Origin of the sequence: Iodobacter fluviatilis (assembly GCF_900451195.1) — a bacterium.
Lineage (GTDB): Bacteria > Pseudomonadota > Gammaproteobacteria > Burkholderiales > Chitinibacteraceae > Iodobacter > Iodobacter fluviatilis.
Genome location: NZ_UGHR01000006.1, coordinates 190,532 through 213,650, shown reverse-complemented (window position 1 = coordinate 213,650; position 23,119 = coordinate 190,532). Strand labels below are relative to the sequence as shown.

The following is a 23,119-nucleotide window of genomic DNA, read 5'->3' as shown; positions in this document are numbered from 1 at the left end:
TCAGGCTTTTGCCGACCACCACCGGCTTGTTTCTTCTTTTTTAGTGCGAAAAAAAACTTCAATACTGACTGCGTAAAAGAAGTACACAACGCCCAGCTAAGCTGAGCGTTGTGTAAAAGTACAGGATTCTATTGAAATCAAGTGCTTGTCGTCAAGACAAGCCGATGATCGTTAGACCCCAACTTCACCACTTGCAGCGGTTTCAGCCTCTGCAGCTGGTGCAAAAATATCAGACAACTGATCACTCACCGGTGCCTGACGCTTACGACTACGGTGGTAAGCTAAACCAGTACCTGCTGGGATCAAGCGACCAACAATGACGTTTTCTTTCAGACCGCGCAAGTCATCAACTTTGCCCATAATGGCTGCTTCAGTCAGTACCCGCGTGGTTTCCTGGAAGGAAGCCGCTGAAATAAACGAATCAGTCGACAGAGATGCCTTAGTAATACCCAACAGAACATTATCATAGCTTGCTGGTAACTTACCCTCAGCAATCAACCTATCGTTCACTGTCAGTACTTCAGCACGCTCAACTTGCTCACCTTGGATGAAGGCAGAATCAGCAGAATCAGTGATCACAACACGACGCAACATTTGGCGAAGAATTACTTCAATGTGCTTATCGTTAATCTTCACACCCTGCAGACGGTAAACTTCCTGCACTTCTTGTACAACGTAGCGAGACAATGCTTCGATACCTTGCAGACGCAAGATGTCGTGCGGATCAATCGCACCGTCAACAATACTTTCACCACGGTTAACAACTTGACCATCGTGAACCAGTACGTGTTTTTCTTTCAAGATCAGGTATTCGTGCGGTGCACCTTCCAGATCTGTTAAGACTAAACGCTGTTTACCCTTGGTTTCTTTACCGAAGGAAACTGTACCGGTAATTTCAGCCAGCATACCTGGATCTTTCGGAATACGCGCTTCAAACAACTCAGCAACGCGTGGAAGACCCCCGGTAATATCGCGAGTCTTAGCAGATTCTTGTGGAATACGTGCCAATACATCACCCACACCAACCACTTGACCGTCTTTCACCGTGATAATACAACCCACTTGGAAACCGATCATAACGGTGGTATCAGTACCCGCCATTTTAACTTCGCCGCCGCGCTCATCCAACAACTTAACCATTGGACGTACGCCAGTCGCCTTACCGCCTTTACGCTTAGGATCGATAACAACCAGGGTCGAAAGACCGGTCACATCATCGACCTGCTTCATTACGGTAATACCCTCTTCCACATTATCGAACTTCACCTGACCGGCGTATTCCGAAATAATTGGACGAGTGTGCGGATCCCACGTACCCAGTACGCCACCTGCTTTGATGCTATCGCCATCTTTAACAGTCAGTGTTGCACCGTACGGTACTTTATGACGTTCACGCTCACGACCGTTGTCATCGACAACAATCACTTCAGCAGAACGTGCAATCACAACTGGATCGCCCTTGGCATTGGTCACGTAGCGCATATTAGGGCTGTACGCGATATTACCGCTGGACTTCGCTTCAACTTGCGTTGCAGCAGCAGCACGAGAAGCCGCACCCCCGATGTGGAAAGTACGCATGGTCAGCTGGGTACCCGGCTCACCAATCGACTGGGCTGCAATAACACCCACAGCTTCACCTGTATTGACCAGGTGACCACGACCTAAGTCACGACCGTAACACTTGGCGCACAGGCCATAGCGCGTCTCGCAAGACAGTGGAGTGCGAACTTTAACTTCATCAACACCAAGGTGTTCGATTTCGTCTACTTCGTCTTCACCTAGCAATGTACCCACCGGGAACACTGTTTCGTGAGTAACAGGATCGATCACATCAAGCACAACAACGCGGCCCAGAATACGATCACGCAGGGCTTCAATTACATCACCACCCTGTACAACCGCCTTCATCACTACACCGTTCTTAGTGCCGCAATCGTCTTCGATCACAACCAAGTCTTGTGTAACGTCAACCAGACGACGTGTCAGGTAACCGGAGTTCGCTGTTTTCAGCGCCGTATCTGCCAGACCCTTACGTGCACCGTGAGTCGAGATAAAGTACTGAAGAACGGTCAGACCTTCACGGAAGTTAGTGGTAATCGGCGTTTCAATAATCGAACCGTCCGGTTTAGCCATCAAACCCCGCATACCGGCCAGCTGGCGAATCTGCGCTGCAGAACCGCGGGCACCGGAATCGGCCATCATAAACACCGAGTTGAACGAGTCTTGATCAACTTCCTTGCCTTCGCGGTTGATGACCTTCTCTTTACCGAGCTGATCCATCATCGCCTTGGCAATCTGGTCACCGGCACGGCCCCAGATATCCACAACCTTATTGTAACGTTCACCCTGAGTTACCAGACCGGAGCTGTACTGATGCTCGATCTCACGTACTTCAGCGTAGGATTCAGCCAAGAGCTGAACCTTCTTATCCGGCACAACCATATCATCAACACAAATCGAGATACCACCGCGTGTCGAATAAGCAAAACCGGTGTACATCAGTTGGTCAGCAAAAATAACGGTATCTTTCAGACCACAACGGCGGAATGAAGCGTTAATCAGCTTACCAATTTCTTTCTTTTTCAAGGCTTTGTCGATATGGCTGAAATCGAGGCCCTTAGGCAGGATTTCAGACAAGATCGCACGGCCAACAGTAGTGCTACGACGCACCATCTGAGCTTGCCATTCGCCGTCTTCGTCTTTTACCCATTCTTTCAAACGGATATCAACGCGTGTTTGCAAGGTCACTTCCTTGCTCGCATAAGCACGCATTGCCTCGCTTACGTCGATCAGGTTCATGCCCTCGCCCTTGGCATTGATACGTTCACGAGTCATGTAATACAGACCCAGCACGATATCCTGCGAAGGAACGATAATTGGCTCGCCGTTAGCTGGCGACAATACGTTGTTAGAAGCCAGCATCAGCGTGCGTGCTTCCATCTGTGCCTCAAGGCTCAGCGGAACGTGAACAGCCATCTGGTCACCGTCGAAGTCGGCATTGAATGCCGCGCAGACGAGTGGGTGCAGTTGAATCGCTTTACCTTCGATCAACACAGGCTCAAACGCTTGAATACCCAAGCGGTGCAGTGTTGGCGCACGATTCAAGAGAATCGGATGTTCGCGAATCACGTCTTCCAAGATGTCCCAAACCACTGGATCCTGGGCTTCAACCATTTTCTTGGCCGCTTTAATGGTGGTCGCAAGACCAAGCACTTCAAGCTTGTGGAAAATAAATGGCTTGAACAGCTCCAGACCCATCAGTTTTGGCAAGCCGCACTGATGCAGACGCAGTGTCGGGCCCACGGTAATAACCGAACGACCAGAATAATCTACGCGCTTACCCAACAAGTTCTGACGGAAACGACCGCCCTTACCCTTGATCATATCGGCCAAGGATTTAAGAGGACGCTTGTTCGCACCAGTCATCGCTTTACCGCGACGGCCGTTATCGAGCAAGGAATCAACCGCTTCTTGCAACATACGTTTTTCATTACGCACGATAATTTCTGGCGCGCGCAATTCTAAAAGACGTTTCAGACGATTATTACGGTTAATCACGCGGCGATACAAATCGTTCAGATCTGAAGTCGCGAAACGACCACCATCCAATGGTACTAAAGGACGTAATTCAGGCGGCAATACAGGCAGAACTTCCAGAACCATCCATTCTGGCTTGATACCGGAACGTTGGAAGGCTTCCAGCACTTTCAGGCGCTTGGAAATCTTCTTGATTTTGGTTTCGGAGCCGGTGGAGGACAATTCAGCACGCAAGGTGGTGATTTGGTCTTCTACATCCATGCTCTTCAAGAGTTCACGCACCGCTTCCGCGCCCATCAGGGCTACGAATTCGTCACCATACTCTTCAACTTTATTGAAGTAATCTTCTTCAGTCAGCAATTGGCCACGGGTCAGCGGCGTCATGCCTGGCTCGATCACCACAAAACCTTCGAAGTAAAGTACGCGTTCGATATCACGCAATGGAATATCAAGCACCATACCCAAGCGCGATGGCAGGGATTTCAAGAACCAGATGTGTGCAACCGGGCTAGCCAGCTCGATGTGCCCCATGCGGTCGCGACGAACCTTAGACAGGGTCACTTCCACACCGCACTTCTCGCAGATCACACCACGGTGCTTCAGGCGTTTGTACTTACCGCACAGGCATTCGTAATCTTTGATTGGGCCAAAAATACGCGCGCAAAATAAGCCATCACGTTCTGGCTTAAATGTACGGTAGTTAATGGTTTCCGGCTTTTTTACTTCGCCGAACGACCAAGAGCGGATTTTTTCTGGCGATGCCAGACCGATCTTAATCGCATCAAATTCTTCATTTGCAGCAACTTGCTTGAAGAGTTCGAGTAAGCCTTTCATTCTTTGACTCCAGTGAGGCGTTCGGGGTATGGCGGGCACTCTGCCCGCCATCTACTACCCCACGAATCAATACGTTTCCAGATCGATATCGATACCGAGTGAGCGGATTTCCTTCACAAGCACATTGAAGGATTCCGGCATGCCCGCATCAATCCGGTGATCGCCCTTCACGATGTTTTCATACACCTTAGTACGACCATTTACATCATCTGACTTCACAGTCAGCATTTCTTGCAAGGTGTAAGCTGCACCGTATGCTTCCAACGCCCAAACTTCCATCTCCCCGAAGCGCTGACCACCAAACTGAGCTTTACCGCCCAGTGGTTGTTGCGTAACGAGTGAGTAAGGACCCGTGGAACGAGCATGCATCTTATCGTCAACCAAGTGATGCAGTTTCAAGTAGTGCATTACACCAACCGTTACCTTGCGCTCAAATGGCTCACCGTTACGACCATCAAATAGCTGCATCTGTGTCTTGCTGCTATTGAAATCCAGTAACTGGGTGTGTGGATCTTCGCTTGGGTAAGCTAAGTCCAACATCTGATAAATTTCAGACTCTTTCGCACCGTCAAATACCGGGCTTGCAAAAGTCATACCGTTGCGCAGGCCGTTGGCCAACTCGATCAGTTCTTCATCAGAGAGGCCGTCGATATCTTCGGTCTTACCACTGGTGTTATAGATCTTGTTCAAGTAAGCACGCATATCAACCAACATACCGTTGCGTTGCTCGCGGAGCATCGCATCAATACGCTGACCAATACCCTTAGCTGCCCAACCCAAGTGCATTTCCAGAATCTGACCAATGTTCATACGCGAAGGTACGCCCAATGGGTTCAGAACGATGTCTACTGTTTTACCATCTGCCATATATGGCAAATCTTCGATCGGTAGAATCTTGGAAACCACACCCTTGTTACCGTGACGGCCGGCCATCTTATCGCCAGGCTGCAGGCGGCGTTTAACGGCCACATACACCTTAACCATTTTGATCACGCCAGGTGGCAATTCGTCACCTTGAGTCAGCTTGCGTTTTTTATCTTCGAAACGCAGGTCAAACTCAGTGCGCATTTGGCCAATCAGGTCTTTCATGGCTTCTAGCTGGCGAGCGGCTTCTTCGTCTGCCAAGCGGATATCAAACCAATCAATTTTTGCTGGTAAACCAAGCAAATATTCTTTGGTGATTTCAACGCCCTTAGCAAGGCGCATTGGGCCACCGTTTGCTACTTTACCCACGATCATACGTTCAATACGTTCAAACAAATCGCTTTGTACAATACGTAATTGATCGTTCAGATCTTGGCGATAGCGACGTAATTGATCATCAATGATGGACTGGGCGCGACGATCGCGCTCCACGCCTTCACGAGTAAACACTTGTACGTCGATAACTGTACCGACCATGCCTGACGGCACGCGCAGTGAAGTATCTTTAACGTCGGATGCTTTTTCACCGAAGATCGCACGTAAGAGCTTTTCTTCAGGAGTCAGCTGAGTTTCACCCTTAGGTGTTACCTTACCGCACAATACATCGCCCGCTTCTACTTCAGCACCAATGTAAACCACGCCAGATTCATCCAGACGGCCCAGCATGCGCTCTGACAGATTGGAAATATCACGGGTAATTTCTTCAGCACCCAGCTTGGTGTCACGCGCCATCACGTTCAGCTCTTCGATGTGAATCGAAGTGTAGCGATCGTTGGCAACCACGTCTTCAGAGATCAAAATCGAATCTTCGAAGTTGAAACCGTTCCATGGCATAAACGCGATAGTCATGTTCTGACCCAGAGCCATTTCGCCCAAGTCAGTTGATGCGCCATCCGCAATGACATCGCCCTTGGCAATAATGCTGCCACGAACAACGACTGGCTTCTGGTTGGTGTTGGTGTTCTGGTTAGAACGAGTAAATTTAATCAGGTTGTAAATATCTACACCTGTTTCACCCGCAATCGCTTCGTCATCGTTTACACGAATAACAACACGCGCTGCATCAACATAATCAACCACACCGCCGCGCAATGCAGTCACTGCAGTACCCGAGTCAGTGGCACATGTACGCTCAATACCTGTACCTACATACGGTGCTTGTGCACGTAAGCAAGGAACAGCCTGACGCTGCATGTTGGCACCCATCAACGCACGGTTGGCGTCATCGTGTTCCAAGAATGGAATCAAGGAAGCCGCAACCGATACGATCTGGCTAGGCGCCACATCCATGTACTGTACGCGATCCGGCGTAGCCACGATCGTGTCGCCATTCGAACGACAAGTTACGAGCTCGTCAGTCAAACGACCTTCTTCGTCGAACTCGGCATTCGCCTGAGCTACAACGTACTTACCCTCTTCAATCGCGGACAAGTATTCAATTTCATCAGTAACCTTACAATCGATCACTTTGCGGTAAGGCGTTTCCAAGAAGCCGTAGCTGTTGGTACGCGCATAGCAAGAGAGCGAGTTGATCAGACCAATGTTTGGACCTTCCGGCGTTTCGATCGGGCAAACACGACCGTAATGCGTCGGGTGCACGTCACGAACTTCAAAGCCAGCGCGCTCACGAGTCAAACCGCCTGGCCCAAGGGCAGAAACACGACGCTTGTGCGTGATTTCTGATAATGGGTTGGTTTGATCCATAAACTGCGACAACTGGGATGAACCAAAGAATTCTTTGATTGCAGCCGAAACAGGTTTGGCATTAATCAAATCATGCGGCATCAGGTTATCTGATTCTGCTTGTGACAAACGCTCTTTAACAGCACGTTCTACACGAACCAAACCAGCGCGGAATTGGTTTTCTGCCAATTCACCTACCGAGCGCACACGACGATTACCCAAGTGATCGATATCATCGATATCGCCACGGCCGTTACGCAATTCTAAGAGGATACCGATCACAGCGATGATGTCTTCTGTGCACAGAATACCTGCACCTTCAACACCACGCGGACCCGCTTCTTCGTAGAAACGACGTTGCCAGCCCGGTGCTTTTTCTTCTAAGCGATCAGGATAAGCACGGCGGTTAAACTTCATACGGCCAACAGCAGACAGATCGTAACGCTCAGGGGCGAAGAACAGGCCCTTAAACAACGCTTCAACTGAATCTTCGGTTGGCGGCTCACCAGGGCGCATCATGCGATAGATTGCAACGCGAGCACCATACTGATCAGCTACATCGTCTGAGCGCAATGTCTGGGACAGGAACGCGCCTTGATCCAGATCATTCACGTACAGCACTTTCACAGACTTCACATCTGCCATATCCAGCTTAACAGCCAGATCTTCGGTCACTTCTTCATTAGCCTTAGCCAGCACTTCGCCGGTAATAGGGTCAACAACGTTGTGCGCCAGAATACGGCCGTAGAAGAAGTCCAGTGGCACTGGAATCTTTTGCAGACCAGACGCATTAATATCGCGAATGGTTTTAGCTGTAATACGCTTATCTTTTTGAACGAGTACTTTGCCATCATCTGCAATGATGTCGAACTTCGCAACTTCACCTTTTAGGCGCTCTGACACTAGCTCTAAGCACAGGCCATCTTCGTCCATCAGGAAAGTATCGGTATCGAAGAAACCAGCCAAGATTTGTTCTGGGTTATAGCCCAGTGCTTTCAGCAGGGTGGTTACCGGCATCTTGCGACGACGGTCGATACGGAAGAACAACAGATCTTTTGGATCAAACTCGAAATCCAGCCAAGAGCCACGGTACGGAATAATCCGTGCCGAGAACAGAAGCTTGCCTGAAGAATGAGTCTTGCCCTTGTCGTGTTCAAAGAATACGCCAGGAGAGCGATGCAACTGGCTAACAATAACCCGCTCTGTACCATTGATCACAAAAGAACCGGTACGTGTCATCAATGGCACTTCGCCAAAGTACACATCTTGTTCTTTTACTTCTTTGATCGTTGGCTTAGACGCTTCGCGATCCATGATCACGAGACGTACGCGCGCGCGCAGTGGAGCGGCGAAGGTAATACCTCGCTGCTGACACTCAAGCACATCAAAAGCAGGATCGCCGAGGGAGTAATGCACAAACTCCAATCGAGCGTTTTCGTTATGAGAGACGATAGGGAAAATCGAATTAAACGCTGCCTGTAAACCGATCATCCGGCGCGAATCGGCCGGAACCCCTAATTGCAGGTATTCGCTATAAGAATCGATCTGTGTTGCGAGCAGGAACGGCACCTCAAGGACGCTCTTCCGTTTCGCAAAACTTTTACGAATGCGTTTTTTCTCAGTGAACGAGTATTTCATACTCATAAACTCTCCATGGAGTGGGGCGCAAAGGACAAACCGCAAACGCCCGCCAACGTGTTTGTGAGCGGTTTCCGGTTTGACAACTGCTTGCAAAGAACACAAGCTGGATTCCGCTAACCGACAAATATCGGGATCAGCTGTAAGCTAAGCAATAGACACAAACGCAAAAGGGCAGGCGGATTCCTCCGCCTGCCTTCACTACATCCTAAAGGATGCTTACTTCATCTCAGCTGTTGCACCAGCTTCAACGAGTTTCTTAACCATAGCTTCTGCATCAGCCTTAGAAATGCCTTCTTTCAGAGACTTAGGAGCGCCGTCAACCAGGTCCTTCGCTTCTTTCAGGCCAAGACCTGTCAGTTCGCGAACGATCTTGATCGTGCCAACTTTGTTAGCGCCAGCGCCAGTCAGAATTACGTCGAATTCTGTTTTTTCTTCAACAGCAGCACCAGCTGCAGCTGGGCCAGCAACTGCAACAGCAGCAGCAGAAACGCCAAACTTTTCTTCGAATGCCTTAACCAGCTCATTCAATTCCATTACGGTTAAAGCAGATACTGCTTCGAGGATATCGTCTTTAGTCAGAGCCATTTATTAATACTCCTGAAAATCTTGTCTGTTTTAATACAACAATCGTGTTTAAGTAATCGTTTATGCGGTTGCTTCTTCGGCTGGGGCTTCTGCAGCCTCCACCGGTGCGGCAACGCCTTCGGACTTCTTCTCTGCCAGCGCGGCAAGGCCACGTGCGAAACCAGCCATCGGTGCTTGCATAACGTACAGCAGCTTGGACAACAGTTCTTCACGGCCTGGAATGGATGCAAGAACAGCTACTTCTTCTGCATTCATTACCTTACCATCATAAGAACCAGCCTTGATCACGATTTTCTCGTCTTTCTTAGAGAATGTGTTCAAGACCTTTGCCGCAGCAACTGGGTCTTCGGAAATGCCGTACACCAGCGGGCCAACCATTTGGTCAGCCAACTCAGCGAACGGAGTTCCTGCAACCGCACGGCGTGCCAGTGTGTTCTTCAGAACACGCAGGTACACACCTGACTCACGCGCTTGTTTGCGCAGTGTAGTCATGCTTGCAACGCCGATACCTCGGTATTCAGCGATAATAACCGTCTGAGCTTTAGCAACTTCTGCTGTAATCTCAGCGACTACCGCCTTTTTGTCTTCAAGATTGAGACTCAAGGTCTACCTCCATTGGTTAGTAGTTCAGTGCGAATAAATCACACCACCCAATCAAACGGCGACCTTTGCTTCAGGAGACTTAAAACAACAACACCATAATGGTGATGCTACTAGAGCCTATAGATTCGGGCGCACCGTCTGCGTAGGCTGGCTTTTGGGAGCCGGATTAAGCCACAAGAAATCTTATGGCACCTACGGTCTTTGACAACCTTGGCAATATTCCGCCAAGCCCAAAGTCGACTGAGTCAGCCCAAAGGCTGACTCCATTAAATACTTAAGCTACTACCGAAGCGGTTTCAACGCGAACGCCGACACCCATTGTGCTCGATACAGCGATCTTCTTAAGGTATACACCTTTTGAAGAAGCTGGTTTAGCTTTTTGCAGCGCATCAACCAGCGCTAACAAGTTTTCTTTCAGATCAGCAGCTTCGAAAGTTGCACGACCTAATGTAGCGTGAACGATGCCACCTTTATCAGTACGGTATTGAACCTGACCAGCTTTAGCATTTTTAACTGCTTCAGCAACGTTAGGAGTCACAGTACCCACTTTCGGGTTAGGCATCAAGCCGCGTGGACCCAGAATCTGACCTAACTGACCAACAACGCGCATTGCATCAGGAGAAGCAATAACAACGTCGAAGTCCATATTACCGGCTTTGATGGATTCAGCTAAATCATCGAAACCAACGATTTCTGCACCAGCAGCACGAGCAGCTTCAGCATTTGCACCTTGTGCAAAAACAGCTACGCGAACTGACTTACCAGTACCTTTAGGCAATACAACAGCGCCGCGAACCACTTGGTCCGACTTACGTGCGTCAATACCTAAATTTACAGATACATCAATTGATTCGTTGAATTTAGCAGTTGCAGCCGCTTTAACCAGCGCGATGGCTTCGTCAATAGCGTACAGCTTGTTAGAATCAACAGTTGCGTTCAGAGCCTTCAGGCGTTTAGATAGCTTAGCCATTTACACACCCTCCACGGTCAGACCCATCGAACGAGCGGAACCAGCGATAGTGCGCACTGCTGCGTCGATATCAGAGCCAGTCAAGTCAGCATTCTTGGTCTTAACGATTTCTTCAAGCTGAGCACGAGTCACAACACCAACTTTGTCAGTATGTGGCTTAGCGCTACCCTTAGTGATACCAGCAGCTTTTTTCAGCAAGATCGTTGCTGGTGGGCTCTTCATCACAAAGGTGAATGATTTATCTGCAAAAGCAGTGATAACTACAGGAATTGGCAGACCTGGCTCGATACCTTGAGTAGCCGCGTTGAATTCCTTACAAAAATTCATAATATTCAGACCACGTTGACCCAGAGCTGGACCAATCGGTGGCGATGGATTTGCTTTACCAGCTGGCACTTGCAGCTTGATATAGCCAATAATTTTCTTAGCCATTTAAAACTCCTAAATTCGGGTCAAACGCGAGCAAAACACTCGCTCCCCTACCAAAATGCCCTAGGGCATTACACTACACAGATCAGGTTTTTTCGACCTGTGCAAAATCGACTTCAACTGGTGTTGCGCGACCAAAAATAAGCACAGACACTTTAATCCGGCTTTTGTCGTAATCAACATCAACAACAGTTGCATTGAAATCAGCAAACGGGCCTTCTGTAACACGAAGCTCTTCACCCACCTCAAACAAGATTTTCGGACGAGGTTTTTCAACCCCTTCTTGAACCTGTTGCAGCATAGATTTAACTTCACGCTCAGGCAAAGGTGTAGGACGATTACCCACACCACCAATGAAACCACTCACCTTAGCTGTACTCTTAACTAAGTGCCAAGTTTCATCACCCATTTCCATTTCAACAAATACATAACCCGGGAAGAGTTTCCGCTCGGTCAGCTTACGAGTGCCGGCCTTCACTTCCATCACTTCTTCAACAGGCACTAAGATCTGACCAAACAAATGCTGCATATCAGCACGTTCAATCCGCTCAATCAGCGCCTTTTGCACACTTTTTTCAAAGCCGGAATAGGCGTGTACCACATACCAACGCATAGACATTCAGATACTCCGCATTCCTGTTTACTTTAGCCACGACCTAAGATCAGATCATAGAACACCCATGTCAGACCGGAGTCAACGCCCCACATAAAGAGGGACAACACCCCAACGAACAGGAACACAACGCCCGTCATCTGCCAGGTTTCTTTTCGAGTAGGAAACACAACCTTCTGCGCTTCTTTAATCGAGTCACGCGCGTAATCTACAAACGCACGACCAGGATTCGAAAACCATAGCACAAAGCCTGCAAGCGCCAAACTAAGCACTACAGGCAATGAGCGAACAATTCCTTGATCAGCCGGAACCAGGTAAAACCCAGTAACGCCCAATGCAACCAACAGCAATGATGCTGCGATCTTGATTTTGTCGATGCTAACCATTTGTCCGATTCGGAAACTTGGATAAAACAGAGCCGTTCCCTATGGAAACGGCTCTGATGTCTAAACCGTGGCAGGCGAGGAGGGTGTCGAACCCCCAACCCCCGGTTTTGGAGACCGGTGCTCTACCAATTGAGCTACTCACCTACGGGAGGGCAGAACTATAACAATTCAACCCTCTTTTGTAAACCTATTTATTCAATAACTTTTGCAACAACACCAGCACCAACAGTACGGCCACCTTCGCGAATCGCGAAGCGCAGACCCTGCTCCATCGCAACCGGAGCAATCAGACTAACGGTAACTTCAACGTTATCACCTGGCATCACCATTTCGGTACCTGCAGGCAAATCAACCGAACCTGTTACGTCAGTCGTGCGGAAGAAGAACTGTGGACGGTAGCCGTTAAAGAATGGAGTGTGACGACCACCTTCATCTTTCGACAGAACGTAAACAGAACCTTCGAACTTAGTGTGCGGAGTGATCGAACCTGGTTTTGCCAGAACTTGACCACGCTGAACATCTTCACGCTTAGTACCACGCAGCAACGCACCGATATTATCGCCAGCTTGACCTTGGTCCAGCAGCTTACGGAACATTTCAACACCAGTACATGTTGTCTTAACAGTTGTAGTGATACCAACGATTTCGATTTCTTCACCAACTTTAACTACACCGCGCTCTACGCGACCAGTTACCACAGTACCGCGACCAGAGATCGAGAAAACATCTTCAACTGGCATCAGGAACGCGCCATCTACAGCACGCTCTGGCAATGGAATGTACGAATCAAGTGCTTCAGCAAGACGGTAGATAGATGGCTCGCCGTGTTCTGATTGGTCGCCTTCCAGCGCCAAACGAGCAGAACCAACAACAATCGGCGTATCATCACCTGGGAAATCATATTTACTTAGCAGCTCACGAACCTCCATGTCTACTAATTCAAGCAATTCTGCATCGTCAACCAAGTCAGCCTTATTCAGGTAAACAACGATGTATGGAACACCAACCTGACGAGCCAACAAGATGTGCTCACGTGTTTGCGGCATAGGACCATCAGCAGCCGAACAAACCAAGATCGCGCCATCCATCTGCGCAGCACCGGTAATCATGTTCTTAATGTAATCTGCGTGACCCGGGCAATCTACGTGTGCGTAGTGACGAGTTTCTGTTTCGTACTCAACGTGCGAGGTATTAATCGTAATACCACGAGCCTTTTCTTCAGGCGCACTATCAATTTGCGAATAATCTTTCGCTTCGCCGCCGAATTTTTTCGACAAGATAGTCGAAATAGCCGCAGTCAAAGTGGTTTTACCATGGTCAACGTGACCAATTGTACCAACGTTTACGTGTGGCTTCGTGCGCGTAAATTTTTCTTTTGCCATGATATTTCCTATCTCGAGAACTTGAAAATATACCAAGCGATTGGAGCCGTTGGCGGGAATTGAACCCGCGACCTCTCCCTTACCAAGGGAGTGCTCTACCCCTGAGCTACAACGGCACACTAATCTTTTTTGGAGCGGGTGAAGGGAATCGAACCCTCGTCGTAAGCTTGGAAGGCTTCTGCTCTACCATTGAGCTACACCCGCATTATTTTAATCCAACCTTACAACCTCTACGCAGATTCTTCACTACGCATACATTATTCTGGTGGGGGGGGAAGGATTCGAACCTTCGAAGGCTAAGCCGCCGGATTTACAGTCCGGACCCGTTGACCGCTGGGGTAACCCCCCCGACAAGAGAAGCGCATTCTAGGCAAGGTTCTTCCTTGCGTCAAGCCCAGCAGTAGAAAATTTTCAAAATTTATCGCTAATTTTTTTATGTAAAAAGACTAATTTCTTTTAAAAACATAGATTAAGCAATTTCAGAATGACCGTTTTTTATTTTGATTTTTTATAAAATGGATAACTCATACGTCAAACAAAGCAGAAACATGGTCACATTGATGTTAAAAACCAAAAATCCTGACTTTTAATTCTGTGCAATAGCCTCCCCACCCAACATCTCGAGCACACTGCTAGGCGCGCGCGCCAAATGCACGCTAAAAACACCCCTATTTCAAGTAAACTAATCTTATATAGCGAAATATAAAAATTAAGCTATTTTCGAATATTATTCATAATAAAGGTTGACGACTCATTACAAATGGGCTTTAATAGCGACCTCTCAGCGGCCTGTTAGCTCAGTTGGTAGAGCAGCGGATTGAAAATCCGCGTGTCCTTGGTTCGATTCCGAGACAGGCCACCAAGTTTTTTTAAGATCAGATTTTATCGTCTGGTTGGCTTTAAAACCGCTTTATGCGGCCCGTTAGCTCAGTTGGTAGAGCAGCGGATTGAAAATCCGCGTGTCCTTGGTTCGATTCCGAGACGGGCCACCAGTTTAAAAAGAACGGCTCCAATGAAAATTGGGGCCGTTTTTCATTTCCGCTTTTAAATAGTTCCCCTCTTTTATTTGTGGTTATTGCCTGTGGCAGGCCCCGTGATTACGCTATCATGTTCGCTGCTTGCAATGGCTGTCATTGCGCTGTCTTAATGCAAAGAGCGAAGTCATAAATCCCCATGTCAAACAGTACAACCCTTTCAGATCAGATGGTTAAGGCCATACGCCGTGATATTTTACTGGGTACTTTTTTACCCGGTGAAAAGCTGCAAATGAATGAATTAAAGCAGCATTATCAGGTAGGCGGCACACCTATTCGTGAAGCTTTAGTACAATTGGTCTGGCAGCATTTTGTGGTAATGGAGCCACAAAAAGGGTTTAGGGTTGCGCCCGTATCTCTGAATGAGTTACGCGATATTCTGGCTACCCGGCGGGCTATCGCAGGCCTTGCTCTGGAAAAAGCCATGCAGCGGGGCAGTGAAGAATGGGAGCTGAGCATTATTACAGCCTTCCACCGCATGGAGCGTATTCAGTTAGATCAGCCTGGCGTCGATTACGAAGAATGGGGCGAGCGCCATATGGATTTTCATATGGCCCTCATCAAAGCGTGCAACTCGCCGATGATGCTTTCCACTTTAGAAAATATTTATAACCAGCTGGAACGCTATCGCCATATCTGGCTCAATGTTGAATTAGACGAGGTCACGCGCTATCACGATCACGGCGAGCACAAAGCAATCATGGATGCCGTGCTTGCCAGAGACTTGCAAAAAGCATTGGTCCTGATTGAAGCACACTACCAGCACGTGATTGATTTAGCAGAGACTTTAAGCCCGGAAAAGTTTTCGGAGCGCGTTAAACACAGCCCATCCAGCGTTTAAGCTTTAGCACACACGCTATTTGTCTACACGAATATAAAGATTAGAAATGAGAAAGATTGCTTTATGCCTGGCTTTATTTTTGTCTGCCTGTGGCTCATCTGAAGTAGATGACGCCAGCGCCATCATTAAACAGACACTCAAAAAACCTGAAAGCTTCACACTCAAAACAGGTGACGTCATCTGGCAAGGTAAGCTGAGGGGCAAACAAACCGCGTTTATCGTTAAAGTTAAATACACCGCAATGAATGGATTTAACGATGTAATAGACGAGTGCAAATATGTGTCGTTTTACACGGAAGACGGCAGCAATCACTGGCAGGAAAATGGTGGGCTGGAGAACTGCATTGCAGCGGGCGGCAAGGAAGAAGAAAACGCTTTAGTCATGCTTAGAAAAATTAACTCGTTCAACTAAACATCAGTGCCAGAAGCTTCCCGCCACAAGAAGCTTCTGCTCAAGATAGATTACTCAGGCCAGAGCCTGATAGCCTGCAGAGCATGGCTTGGCTTTGTGTATTCCTGTCTTGCGTCAACCACGGCCAGCTCATAACGCGACTGGCTGGCGGTTTCCAGCAGCACGCCGTACACCGCTGCAGTGGTGTGCTCCAGCGCAGCAGATATAGACTTGCCTGTCAGCAAGCTGGCTAAAAACAGCGCCGAAGTCATATCCCCTACCCCGACCGGCTCTTTATCAAAAGCAAGAATTGGGCGGCGAATCAACCAAGCCTCATCGTTGCTAAGCGCCAGCATTTCAAAGCAGGCTGGATCCTTGCTCTGATAATGCAAATGTTTAATCAGGATGGTTTGCGGCCCTCTGGCCAGCACCTCATGGCAAGCCACTACAATCTCAGACAGGCTGCTTAATGAGCGGCCCACGATCATTTCAAGCTCAAGCTGATTGGGCGACACAATATTTGCCTCTGGTATCGCTTTTTCAATCAGGAACTCCGCCACACCCGGCGCCACAATGCAGCCTTTAAGCGGGTGGCCCATCACGGGATCGCAGTGATAGATCGCCAAAGGGTTGGCGGCTCTGAGCATCTGCAAAGCAGCCAGAATATGCTCACCCTGAGCCGCGCTGCCAATATAACCAGACAACAACGCATTACATTGAGCCAGCTGCCCGGTTTGGGCAATGCCTGCTGTTAGCTCGCTGATTTGCGCCTCTGGCATCACCATGCCTGCCCAATGCCCGTATTGCGTGTGATTAGAAAACTGTACGGTATGCAATGGCCAGACATTCGCACCCATGCATTGCATAGGGAACACTGCAGCACTATTTCCTGCATGGCCAAATACCACATGTGATTGAATAGATAAAATATTCATATGAGATCCAATAGTGAAATAGCTGCATAAAAAAATCACCACTTCCGAGCTCAGTGAAAGTGATGATTTAATGGGCCAGTCAGCAGTAACACAGAAATAAACCTGCATTACCCTCTGCCCAGCACGGACCTTCTGAAAACGATTACTTCCAGATAATCAGGCAATGATTTCTTTTGCCGCGTCTTAGCAGAGTATATCGGCTGAAACGGTGATCCACTGTGCCCATATGGTAAGTAAGATCACTGACCTTCTGGCCATTTATACTCACCGCATCACTCTCAATAAAGCCACGCGCCTGGCTTTTTGAGCTGGCTAATGCAGATTGAACCAGCGCATCTACAAGGCTCGTTTCGGTATAATCCAGCTCAATATGATGCACGCCATCCAGCGCTAATTGCTGGAAATCACTTTCGGTCAGTGCACTTTGATCTTCTGCAAATAGATTCTGGCTGATGCGTTTAGCGGCTTCCAAAGCAGCCTTGCCATGCACTAATTCAGTCGCATGATCAGCCAAGATACGCTGTGCACTTGGCGCTGCGCCGCTGGCACGGTCTGCCGCTTCAATCGCATCGATTTCAGCCAAAGTCATAAAGGTAAAGTACTTCATAAAGCGGTAAACATCGTCATCCGATGTGCTTAGCCAGAACTGGTAAAACTTATAAGGCGAGCATTTGCTTGGATCCAGCCAGATCGCATTGCCTTCGCTCTTACCAAACTTAGTGCCGTCAGATTTAGTAATCAGCGGCATGGTAATACCAAACACCTGCTGCTGGTTCATGCGGCGGGTCAGATCGACCCCTGCCGTAATATTGCCCCATTGATCCGAGCCGCCCAATTGCAGCTGGCAATCATGGCTCTTATTTAATACGGCAAAGTCATAACTTTGCAGCAGGCTGTAGGCAAACTCAGTAAACGAAATACCCACTTCATCGCGGTTCAGTCTTTGCTTGACCGATTCTTTATTAATCATGGCATTCACTGAGAAATGCTTGCCGATATCGCGCAAGAAACTCAGCACGTCCATGCCCGCAAACCAGTCGTTATTGTTCACCATAGCTGCGCTATTAGCGCCACAGTCAAAATCCAGAAATGGAGAGACTTGCTTGCGAATTTTATCTACCCAGCCAGCAACCACATCAGGGGTATTGAGTGAGCGCTCAGTGGCTTTAAAGCTAGGATCGCCAATCATACCGGTGGCACCGCCCACCAAAGCCAAGGGGCGATGGCCTGCCATTTGAAAACGCTTTAAAGCCAATAATGGGACAAGATGGCCCAGATGCAAGCTGTCTGCAGTCGGATCAAAACCACAATAGAGCGTAACGGATTTCTGCGCGAGGATGGCATCCAGCGCCGCAGCGTCGGTGACTTGAGCAATCAGCCCGCGCTCTTGCAGCTGACTGATTAAATTTTTTTCTTTCATTACGTGCTCCTAGCAAATCGGTAATAAATTCTGCATTTTCATAATTTGGAAAACGATAATGCAAGCGCCCATCATCGTTACGGTACAAAACGAGCAGGTATTGCATGGAACGCGCCAGCCAGCCTGATAGCTGTCCCGGGCGCGTAATTTATAAAGCGCCAGAGCGGGAAATAAAATCGCCAGAATCGATAAGAAAATAGCCGCCGCCCCAAGGGCTAAAACAAAACCTTCCGGGTATATCCACGCAAATACAAAGGGGGGTAGATAAGTAGCCAGCGCCGTAATTAAGCGATCATGCTTAGAATCTTTCCAGCCTATGCTGCTTGCCACCGAATCAAATAATCCTAAGGACACACATAAATAGGAGGTAAATAATGCGATCGATGAAAACAAGCTAATCAGACTGGGTATCCAATGATTGCTGGTGCTGGCATGGATATAATCAAGAAACATTCCCACCGAGCCCTGGTTTTCTGCAAGGGTCAAAAAGCTATTCTCCCCTATTCTGGGCACAAGACCGAGACTGCAATATTCCCAAATCGCGTACACCAGGAGCGGAATTAAGCCGCCAAGGATAAAAATATTGCGCAGCGTTTGTGGCTTATCGCGGCCAATATATTTCACCATGCTGGGAATGCTGCCATGAAAACCAAATGCCGTAATAAACACCGGAAATGCCGCATAGATATAGCGGCTGGAGTCTTGTGTGCTATTTAAATTACCCTGATTCACATAGGGCTGAATGGTGATGGCCATTGCAAAGAAGATAAAAACATTCAAACTAAACAACACGCGATTAACGCGGTCCACGGCTCCCGTGCTCATATAAACAATAGAGCCGATCAGCAGGGTAAAGATTGCCGCAACCACGGCAGAAGGAACGTCTATTCCCAAATACTGTTTAATATTTGAGGTATAAGACGAAGCCGCACCAGAGATATAAGCACCAGACAGTGCATATAAAAGCAGTAACAAGGAGGCGTTGATAATCCACAAACCTTTGTTGCCAAACAAACTTTGTGCCATTACATCAAAACCGCTGCCTGCCGGAAAAGCCAGCGAAACTTCCAATAGCATCAGCGCGGTATAGGTCATCAGCAGCCAGATACAAACGAGCGCAAGACTGGCGTAGGTATAGCCCATTCCAGAGGAAACTAGGGGCAAAGCCAGCATTCCTGCTCCCAGCATGGTGCCGGAAATCAGCAAAGTAGCACCCACCGCTTTGTAGTTAATCGCAAACATAGCCCAACCTTTTAATCATCCCGCACAAATAAGCGGATTGATCTGATAATTAACTTAAATAGAAACATTGATCTCTTCGATAGCAAAAAACCCACCTCGGCTGAGGCGGGTTTTTTTGCATTAAGCAGCTTTTAATTGATTGGCTTCTTTGGCTTCCATATCGATGATATGGCCTAGTTTTTCTGCAAAAATGGCGCGCAAATTAGTCCAGTAGTCTTCAAAGCCTTGTGGATCACGCAGGAAGTGAGTCATCACCGCAGCACGCAAGATGTAAACGCTTTGGGTTTTATCCCACTCTCTGCGGCTGAAACCACGGCTTTCAGCGTAAATCCAAGGGGTATCACCGTATTCGTCAAAGGCGAGCGAAGTGGATGAAGTCAGGAAATCATTGCTGTAAGTGCGGCCCGATGAGTAAGAGCACACTTCGTACATGCGTTGATTCAGACGGTTATGGTCTTCCAAGCTTGGATTGCCGATTTCCTTAAAGGTGAAGTTCACCATATGGAAATCTGGGTGCATCAATGGGCGCAATTCAAAGCGGCGATTACCCACCACAATCGGTTTTGCCATCGATAGCTTTTGTGCAAACCAATCGGCCGTCACAATACCGCGACCAATGACCTTGCCGTAGCCTGAAACATTGAGCGGCACTAAGCGATGCGCTGCCCATACTGCGGCAGCCGTTGCACCGGCTTTAGAGCCTTCCATAATAGACGAGCCCAGCACCACATTTTGCTCTTCACCCGCATCATCGGCTTCTTCAAATACATAGGCCGCGTGGTAGGAGATCAGATCAACAATGCGCTTGTCTTTCATACATACCGCACCGGCAGCGTATTGAATAAAGCCAGCTTTGTGCGGATCAACCGTAATAGAATCGGCTTCAGACATCGCTTTAAAGCCTTCATACACCGCACGCTTAGGCCAAGTTACGCCTTCAGGGATAATATCTTCGGCGCGATAACGGGCGATCAGAGCATCGTATTCCATGAATTTGCTGTTTTCATCAAGGAACATCGAACGCACATAACCACCGTAAGCTGCATCCACGTGTACATAGAAAGACACGCCGTATTTTTCTTCGCATTCACGGCGCAGCTTGATCACTTCATCCACATGATCGATCGAGCCTTCTTCGGTTGTGCCCACTACGGCCACCATACCGAGGATAGGCGTACCCTCTTCGATCAATTTAAAGGTAATGGCACGCATTGTTTCAACGTCGGTGCGGTAGTTTTCATCCACTGGCAGCGGAACAATATGCTCTTGACCAATACCCATCACATCCATGGCTTTCATCCATGAGTAATGCTTGGACATCGGCACAAGGAATTTACCCAGCTGGCCTTGTTTAACACCCACACCACGTACAGTCAGCGCACGCACTTCTTCAAACAACTCGCGTTTTTTCAGCTCATCAGATAAATCCAGAATGGCTGTGGGCGACATATTCAGCAATTGCTTTTCGCTCATGCCAGCCACTAAATCTTTGGCTTTTTCGTGTTGAGCAATGGCTAAAGGCAGAGATTTCAGATTACGGGCAACCCAAACGCCTTCGTAATTAGCAACCGTACCGCCAGAAGTAATATGGCCCCATGATTTTTGCACGTCGTAACCAAACATCGCACATAGATCGCGGCCTGCTTCCAATTCAAGCTCGGTGGTGGTTGGAGATGCTTCATGCGCACAATTGTTTGGGTTATAAAGCATGGTCATTACATACGCGATATTTGAAACCATCAGCGTATCGGCATTCATATGACCCAAATAACGCGGCGAGAACCAAGGCACGGATGTGGTTTTCAGCTTGGAAGACAACTGACGCAAAATGCCTTCAGTGCGATAAAGCGTATTACGGAAATCAGGCTGATGCTGATCCATTGGCGACAATAATGGGGCATCTTCCGGGTGAAAATCTGCACGCCAGTGGATGTGCTCATCTACTGCGTAATCAACCATTTCTTTAAAGAATTCACGATTTTCTGATTTAGGGCCCAGAAACAGCGCATCAACATTCATAGTGGTCTTAAACATTTTAAACTCCTGATATTGAAATTTATTAGCCGGCGCTTAGTGCGCAGCAGCTGCGTTATCCTGATGAGCATCCAGCTCGACACGAGTTGCCTTAGGGGCAAGCTTTGCTTTCTTGGCTTGGCGTGCTTTATCTTTCTGGCCGTAGGCATACACAAAGAAAGGAATCACAAACATCACAATCAGCCCCATCAGTTGGAACATGAAGTAACCTGATGCCGAACCTTTAAAGCTGCCTGGTGGAACAAAAGCGAGGTAAGCGGCGAGTAAAGACATCGCAAAACCCATTCCGGACACAAGCCACATACCAAAATTGCCGCCAGGAACTTTGAAGCTGCGTTCTACTTCCGGATGCTTGTAACGAAGCCAAATAGCCGCAGCAAACATAAACAGATAGGCCACCAGATAAACCAGCCCCGTCAGACCCATCAACATGAAGTAGAAGTTATCGACGTCTGGAATCACGGTAATCAGAATGCCTACCAAGCTAATGGCAACGGCTTGGATCATGACCAAAGTAACGGGCACACCATGTTTATTGGTTTTTTGCATAATCTCTGGCAAAACACCGGAGTTAGCCGTCGCTTGCAGGCCACGCACCGGACCCAACACCCAAGAATTCACCTGACCAATCAAGCCAAGGGCAATGGATAAACCCATCACAGGTGCAAGCCAAGGCATGCCCCATTTGCTGAAATACAGCTCAAAGGCCTGCATCAAACCGGCAGTCATGGAGATTTCTTCTTTAGGAATCGCCACGAAGATGGCGGCAGAGCCAACAACAGAAAGGAAAACCATGATGATCGACACCAGAACGATGGCAATCGGATAATTACGTTTTGCGTCTTTAATAGAAGACACATTTGAAGCAGAGACTTCCATCCCCATTACGACGAAGATAAAGCCAATAAACAGACCTAAAGTACCGGCATCGCTAAAATGCGGAATCATATTCGACATGCTGAAAGACACATCGGTCATGATCGGATTGCCACCTAATACATAAGCAACACCAGCTACAATCAGCACAATACCTGGCAAGAACACACCCAAGCTCACACAAATCGTAGAAACCCAGCCTAGGGTTTTAACCCCTTGCAGATTCACCAGTGTGCAACCCCACCACACCGCCAGAATCATTCCCAACATAAAGTACTTATTGGTTGCCAGTGCCGGATCAACCACATAGGCGATGGTTGCGGCGATGATCATGATGATAGAAGTCATCCCGAACACCATTTGAATCCACTGCATCCACACGGCGACAAAACCTAAACGCTCGCCAAATGCCTCACGCACCCAAATAAAAATCCCGCCATCCTGTGGCCAAGCGGTGGCCAGCTCGGCCGCCACCAAGGCGGTAGGAACTAAAAATAACAAGGCCGCAGCCAGAGTTAGGAAAATTGTCATCATCCCAGGCTGCGCTGTCATAGGCAGCGTACGTACGCTCACTACAACGGCAGCGGTGATCATGACAAAAGTTGACACCCCAATTTTGGGGCTAGCTTCACTACCAGACATGCTCGGCCTCTTTGTCGAATATTTAAATAATTTCGAAATATTGTATATTTTCGACTAAAAAGAGGCTTGATAAAGATCAATATGCTGTAAGCAACTAATGCCTTGCCGTGCTGATTA

General features: G+C 48.2%; 16 protein-coding genes and 6 tRNA genes. 4 read left to right on the top strand and 18 right to left on the bottom strand.

Annotated elements, in window-relative coordinates:
• Positions 1–171: 171 nt before the first annotated feature.
• The 13 genes from rpoC to DYD62_RS22590 form a co-directional block, all read right to left on the bottom strand.
• Positions 172–4,371: a DNA-directed RNA polymerase subunit beta' gene (rpoC, locus tag DYD62_RS22650; protein ID WP_115230160.1), complete on the bottom strand. Its 4,200-nt coding sequence runs from the start codon at positions 4,369–4,371 to the stop codon at positions 172–174.
• Between the two features lie 66 nt (positions 4,372–4,437).
• The gene (rpoB, locus tag DYD62_RS22645) at positions 4,438–8,616 is read right to left on the bottom strand and encodes a DNA-directed RNA polymerase subunit beta (RefSeq protein WP_115230194.1); all 4,179 of its coding nucleotides are present in this window, start codon (positions 8,614–8,616) and stop codon (positions 4,438–4,440) included.
• Positions 8,617–8,835: 219 nt separating this feature from the next.
• Complete coding sequence (gene rplL, locus DYD62_RS22640; protein ID WP_046351548.1) at positions 8,836–9,204, bottom strand: 50S ribosomal protein L7/L12; 369 nt, start codon at positions 9,202–9,204, stop codon at positions 8,836–8,838.
• A 60-nt stretch (positions 9,205–9,264) separates the two neighbouring features.
• Complete coding sequence (rplJ, locus tag DYD62_RS22635) at positions 9,265–9,807, bottom strand: 50S ribosomal protein L10 (protein ID WP_115230159.1); 543 nt, start codon at positions 9,805–9,807, stop codon at positions 9,265–9,267.
• 274 nt (positions 9,808–10,081) lie between these two features.
• Entirely contained in the window at positions 10,082–10,777 is a 696-nt protein-coding gene (rplA, locus tag DYD62_RS22630) for a 50S ribosomal protein L1 (RefSeq protein ID WP_099396492.1), read from the bottom strand.
• Positions 10,778–11,209: a 50S ribosomal protein L11 gene (rplK, locus tag DYD62_RS22625; RefSeq protein ID WP_046351545.1), complete on the bottom strand. Its 432-nt coding sequence runs from the start codon at positions 11,207–11,209 to the stop codon at positions 10,778–10,780.
• 82 nt (positions 11,210–11,291) lie between these two features.
• A complete protein-coding gene (gene nusG, locus DYD62_RS22620; protein WP_046351544.1) occupies positions 11,292–11,825 on the bottom strand; it encodes a transcription termination/antitermination protein NusG in 534 nt (177 codons plus the stop codon).
• Between the two features lie 26 nt (positions 11,826–11,851).
• Complete coding sequence (gene secE / locus DYD62_RS22615; RefSeq protein ID WP_099396493.1) at positions 11,852–12,205, bottom strand: preprotein translocase subunit SecE; 354 nt, start codon at positions 12,203–12,205, stop codon at positions 11,852–11,854.
• Between the two features lie 68 nt (positions 12,206–12,273).
• Positions 12,274–12,349, bottom strand: a tRNA-Trp gene (locus DYD62_RS22610).
• Positions 12,350–12,396: 47 nt separating this feature from the next.
• Entirely contained in the window at positions 12,397–13,587 is a 1,191-nt protein-coding gene (gene tuf, locus DYD62_RS22605; RefSeq protein WP_115230158.1) for an elongation factor Tu, read from the bottom strand.
• 41 nt (positions 13,588–13,628) lie between these two features.
• Positions 13,629–13,703, bottom strand: a tRNA-Thr gene (locus DYD62_RS22600).
• Between the two features lie 14 nt (positions 13,704–13,717).
• Positions 13,718–13,791: transfer RNA gene (locus tag DYD62_RS22595), tRNA-Gly, on the bottom strand.
• A gap of 59 nt (positions 13,792–13,850) precedes the next feature.
• A tRNA-Tyr gene (locus tag DYD62_RS22590) sits at positions 13,851–13,936 on the bottom strand.
• 437 nt (positions 13,937–14,373) lie between these two features.
• On the opposite strand from DYD62_RS22590, the gene DYD62_RS22585 reads away from it, so the two are divergent.
• From DYD62_RS22585 to DYD62_RS22570, 4 genes are all read left to right on the top strand, one after another.
• Positions 14,374–14,449, top strand: a tRNA-Phe gene (locus tag DYD62_RS22585).
• Positions 14,450–14,503: 54 nt separating this feature from the next.
• A tRNA-Phe gene (locus DYD62_RS22580) sits at positions 14,504–14,579 on the top strand.
• Positions 14,580–14,760: 181 nt separating this feature from the next.
• Positions 14,761–15,462, top strand: a complete 702-nt coding sequence (locus tag DYD62_RS22575) for a GntR family transcriptional regulator (protein ID WP_115230157.1) — start codon at positions 14,761–14,763, stop codon at positions 15,460–15,462.
• A gap of 46 nt (positions 15,463–15,508) precedes the next feature.
• On the top strand, positions 15,509–15,874 hold the full coding sequence (locus DYD62_RS22570) for a hypothetical protein (protein ID WP_115230156.1): 366 nt from the start codon (positions 15,509–15,511) through the stop codon (positions 15,872–15,874).
• 50 nt (positions 15,875–15,924) lie between these two features.
• Here the strand turns inward: DYD62_RS22570 and pdxY are convergent, their stop codons facing one another.
• The 5 genes from pdxY to DYD62_RS22545 form a co-directional block, all read right to left on the bottom strand.
• Complete coding sequence (pdxY, locus tag DYD62_RS22565; protein WP_115230193.1) at positions 15,925–16,788, bottom strand: pyridoxal kinase PdxY; 864 nt, start codon at positions 16,786–16,788, stop codon at positions 15,925–15,927.
• Positions 16,789–16,930: 142 nt separating this feature from the next.
• Complete coding sequence (tyrS, locus tag DYD62_RS22560; RefSeq protein ID WP_115230155.1) at positions 16,931–18,208, bottom strand: tyrosine--tRNA ligase; 1,278 nt, start codon at positions 18,206–18,208, stop codon at positions 16,931–16,933.
• 9 nt (positions 18,209–18,217) lie between these two features.
• Positions 18,218–19,450: an amino acid permease gene (locus tag DYD62_RS22555; RefSeq protein WP_207916710.1), complete on the bottom strand. Its 1,233-nt coding sequence runs from the start codon at positions 19,448–19,450 to the stop codon at positions 18,218–18,220.
• A gap of 120 nt (positions 19,451–19,570) precedes the next feature.
• Positions 19,571–21,484, bottom strand: a complete 1,914-nt coding sequence (locus tag DYD62_RS22550; protein ID WP_115230154.1) for a pyridoxal phosphate-dependent decarboxylase family protein — start codon at positions 21,482–21,484, stop codon at positions 19,571–19,573.
• A gap of 36 nt (positions 21,485–21,520) precedes the next feature.
• Entirely contained in the window at positions 21,521–23,002 is a 1,482-nt protein-coding gene (locus DYD62_RS22545; protein WP_115230153.1) for an APC family permease, read from the bottom strand.
• Positions 23,003–23,119: the final 117 nt, after the last annotated feature.

What these genes read in the sequence shown, in the direction of transcription:
- DYD62_RS22545 (WP_115230153.1), bottom strand. Translation starts at nt 23,002, where the DNA reads ATGTCTGGTAGTGAAGCTAGCCCCAAAATTGGGGTGTCAACTTTTGTC.
- rplL (WP_046351548.1), bottom strand. Translation starts at nt 9,204, where the DNA reads ATGGCTCTGACTAAAGACGATATCCTCGAAGCAGTATCTGCTTTAACC.
- nusG (WP_046351544.1), bottom strand. Translation starts at nt 11,825, where the DNA reads ATGTCTATGCGTTGGTATGTGGTACACGCCTATTCCGGCTTTGAAAAA.
- tyrS (WP_115230155.1), bottom strand. Translation starts at nt 18,208, where the DNA reads ATGAAAGAAAAAAATTTAATCAGTCAGCTGCAAGAGCGCGGGCTGATT.
- pdxY (WP_115230193.1), bottom strand. Translation starts at nt 16,788, where the DNA reads ATGAATATTTTATCTATTCAATCACATGTGGTATTTGGCCATGCAGGA.
- DYD62_RS22555 (WP_207916710.1), bottom strand. Translation starts at nt 19,450, where the DNA reads ATGTTTGCGATTAACTACAAAGCGGTGGGTGCTACTTTGCTGATTTCC.
- rpoC (WP_115230160.1), bottom strand. Translation starts at nt 4,371, where the DNA reads ATGAAAGGCTTACTCGAACTCTTCAAGCAAGTTGCTGCAAATGAAGAA.
- DYD62_RS22570 (WP_115230156.1), top strand. Translation starts at nt 15,509, where the DNA reads ATGAGAAAGATTGCTTTATGCCTGGCTTTATTTTTGTCTGCCTGTGGC.
- rpoB (WP_115230194.1), bottom strand. Translation starts at nt 8,616, where the DNA reads ATGAAATACTCGTTCACTGAGAAAAAACGCATTCGTAAAAGTTTTGCG.
- DYD62_RS22550 (WP_115230154.1), bottom strand. Translation starts at nt 21,484, where the DNA reads ATGTTTAAGACCACTATGAATGTTGATGCGCTGTTTCTGGGCCCTAAA.
- tuf (WP_115230158.1), bottom strand. Translation starts at nt 13,587, where the DNA reads ATGGCAAAAGAAAAATTTACGCGCACGAAGCCACACGTAAACGTTGGT.
- rplA (WP_099396492.1), bottom strand. Translation starts at nt 10,777, where the DNA reads ATGGCTAAGCTATCTAAACGCCTGAAGGCTCTGAACGCAACTGTTGAT.
- DYD62_RS22575 (WP_115230157.1), top strand. Translation starts at nt 14,761, where the DNA reads ATGTCAAACAGTACAACCCTTTCAGATCAGATGGTTAAGGCCATACGC.
- secE (WP_099396493.1), bottom strand. Translation starts at nt 12,205, where the DNA reads ATGGTTAGCATCGACAAAATCAAGATCGCAGCATCATTGCTGTTGGTT.
- rplK (WP_046351545.1), bottom strand. Translation starts at nt 11,209, where the DNA reads ATGGCTAAGAAAATTATTGGCTATATCAAGCTGCAAGTGCCAGCTGGT.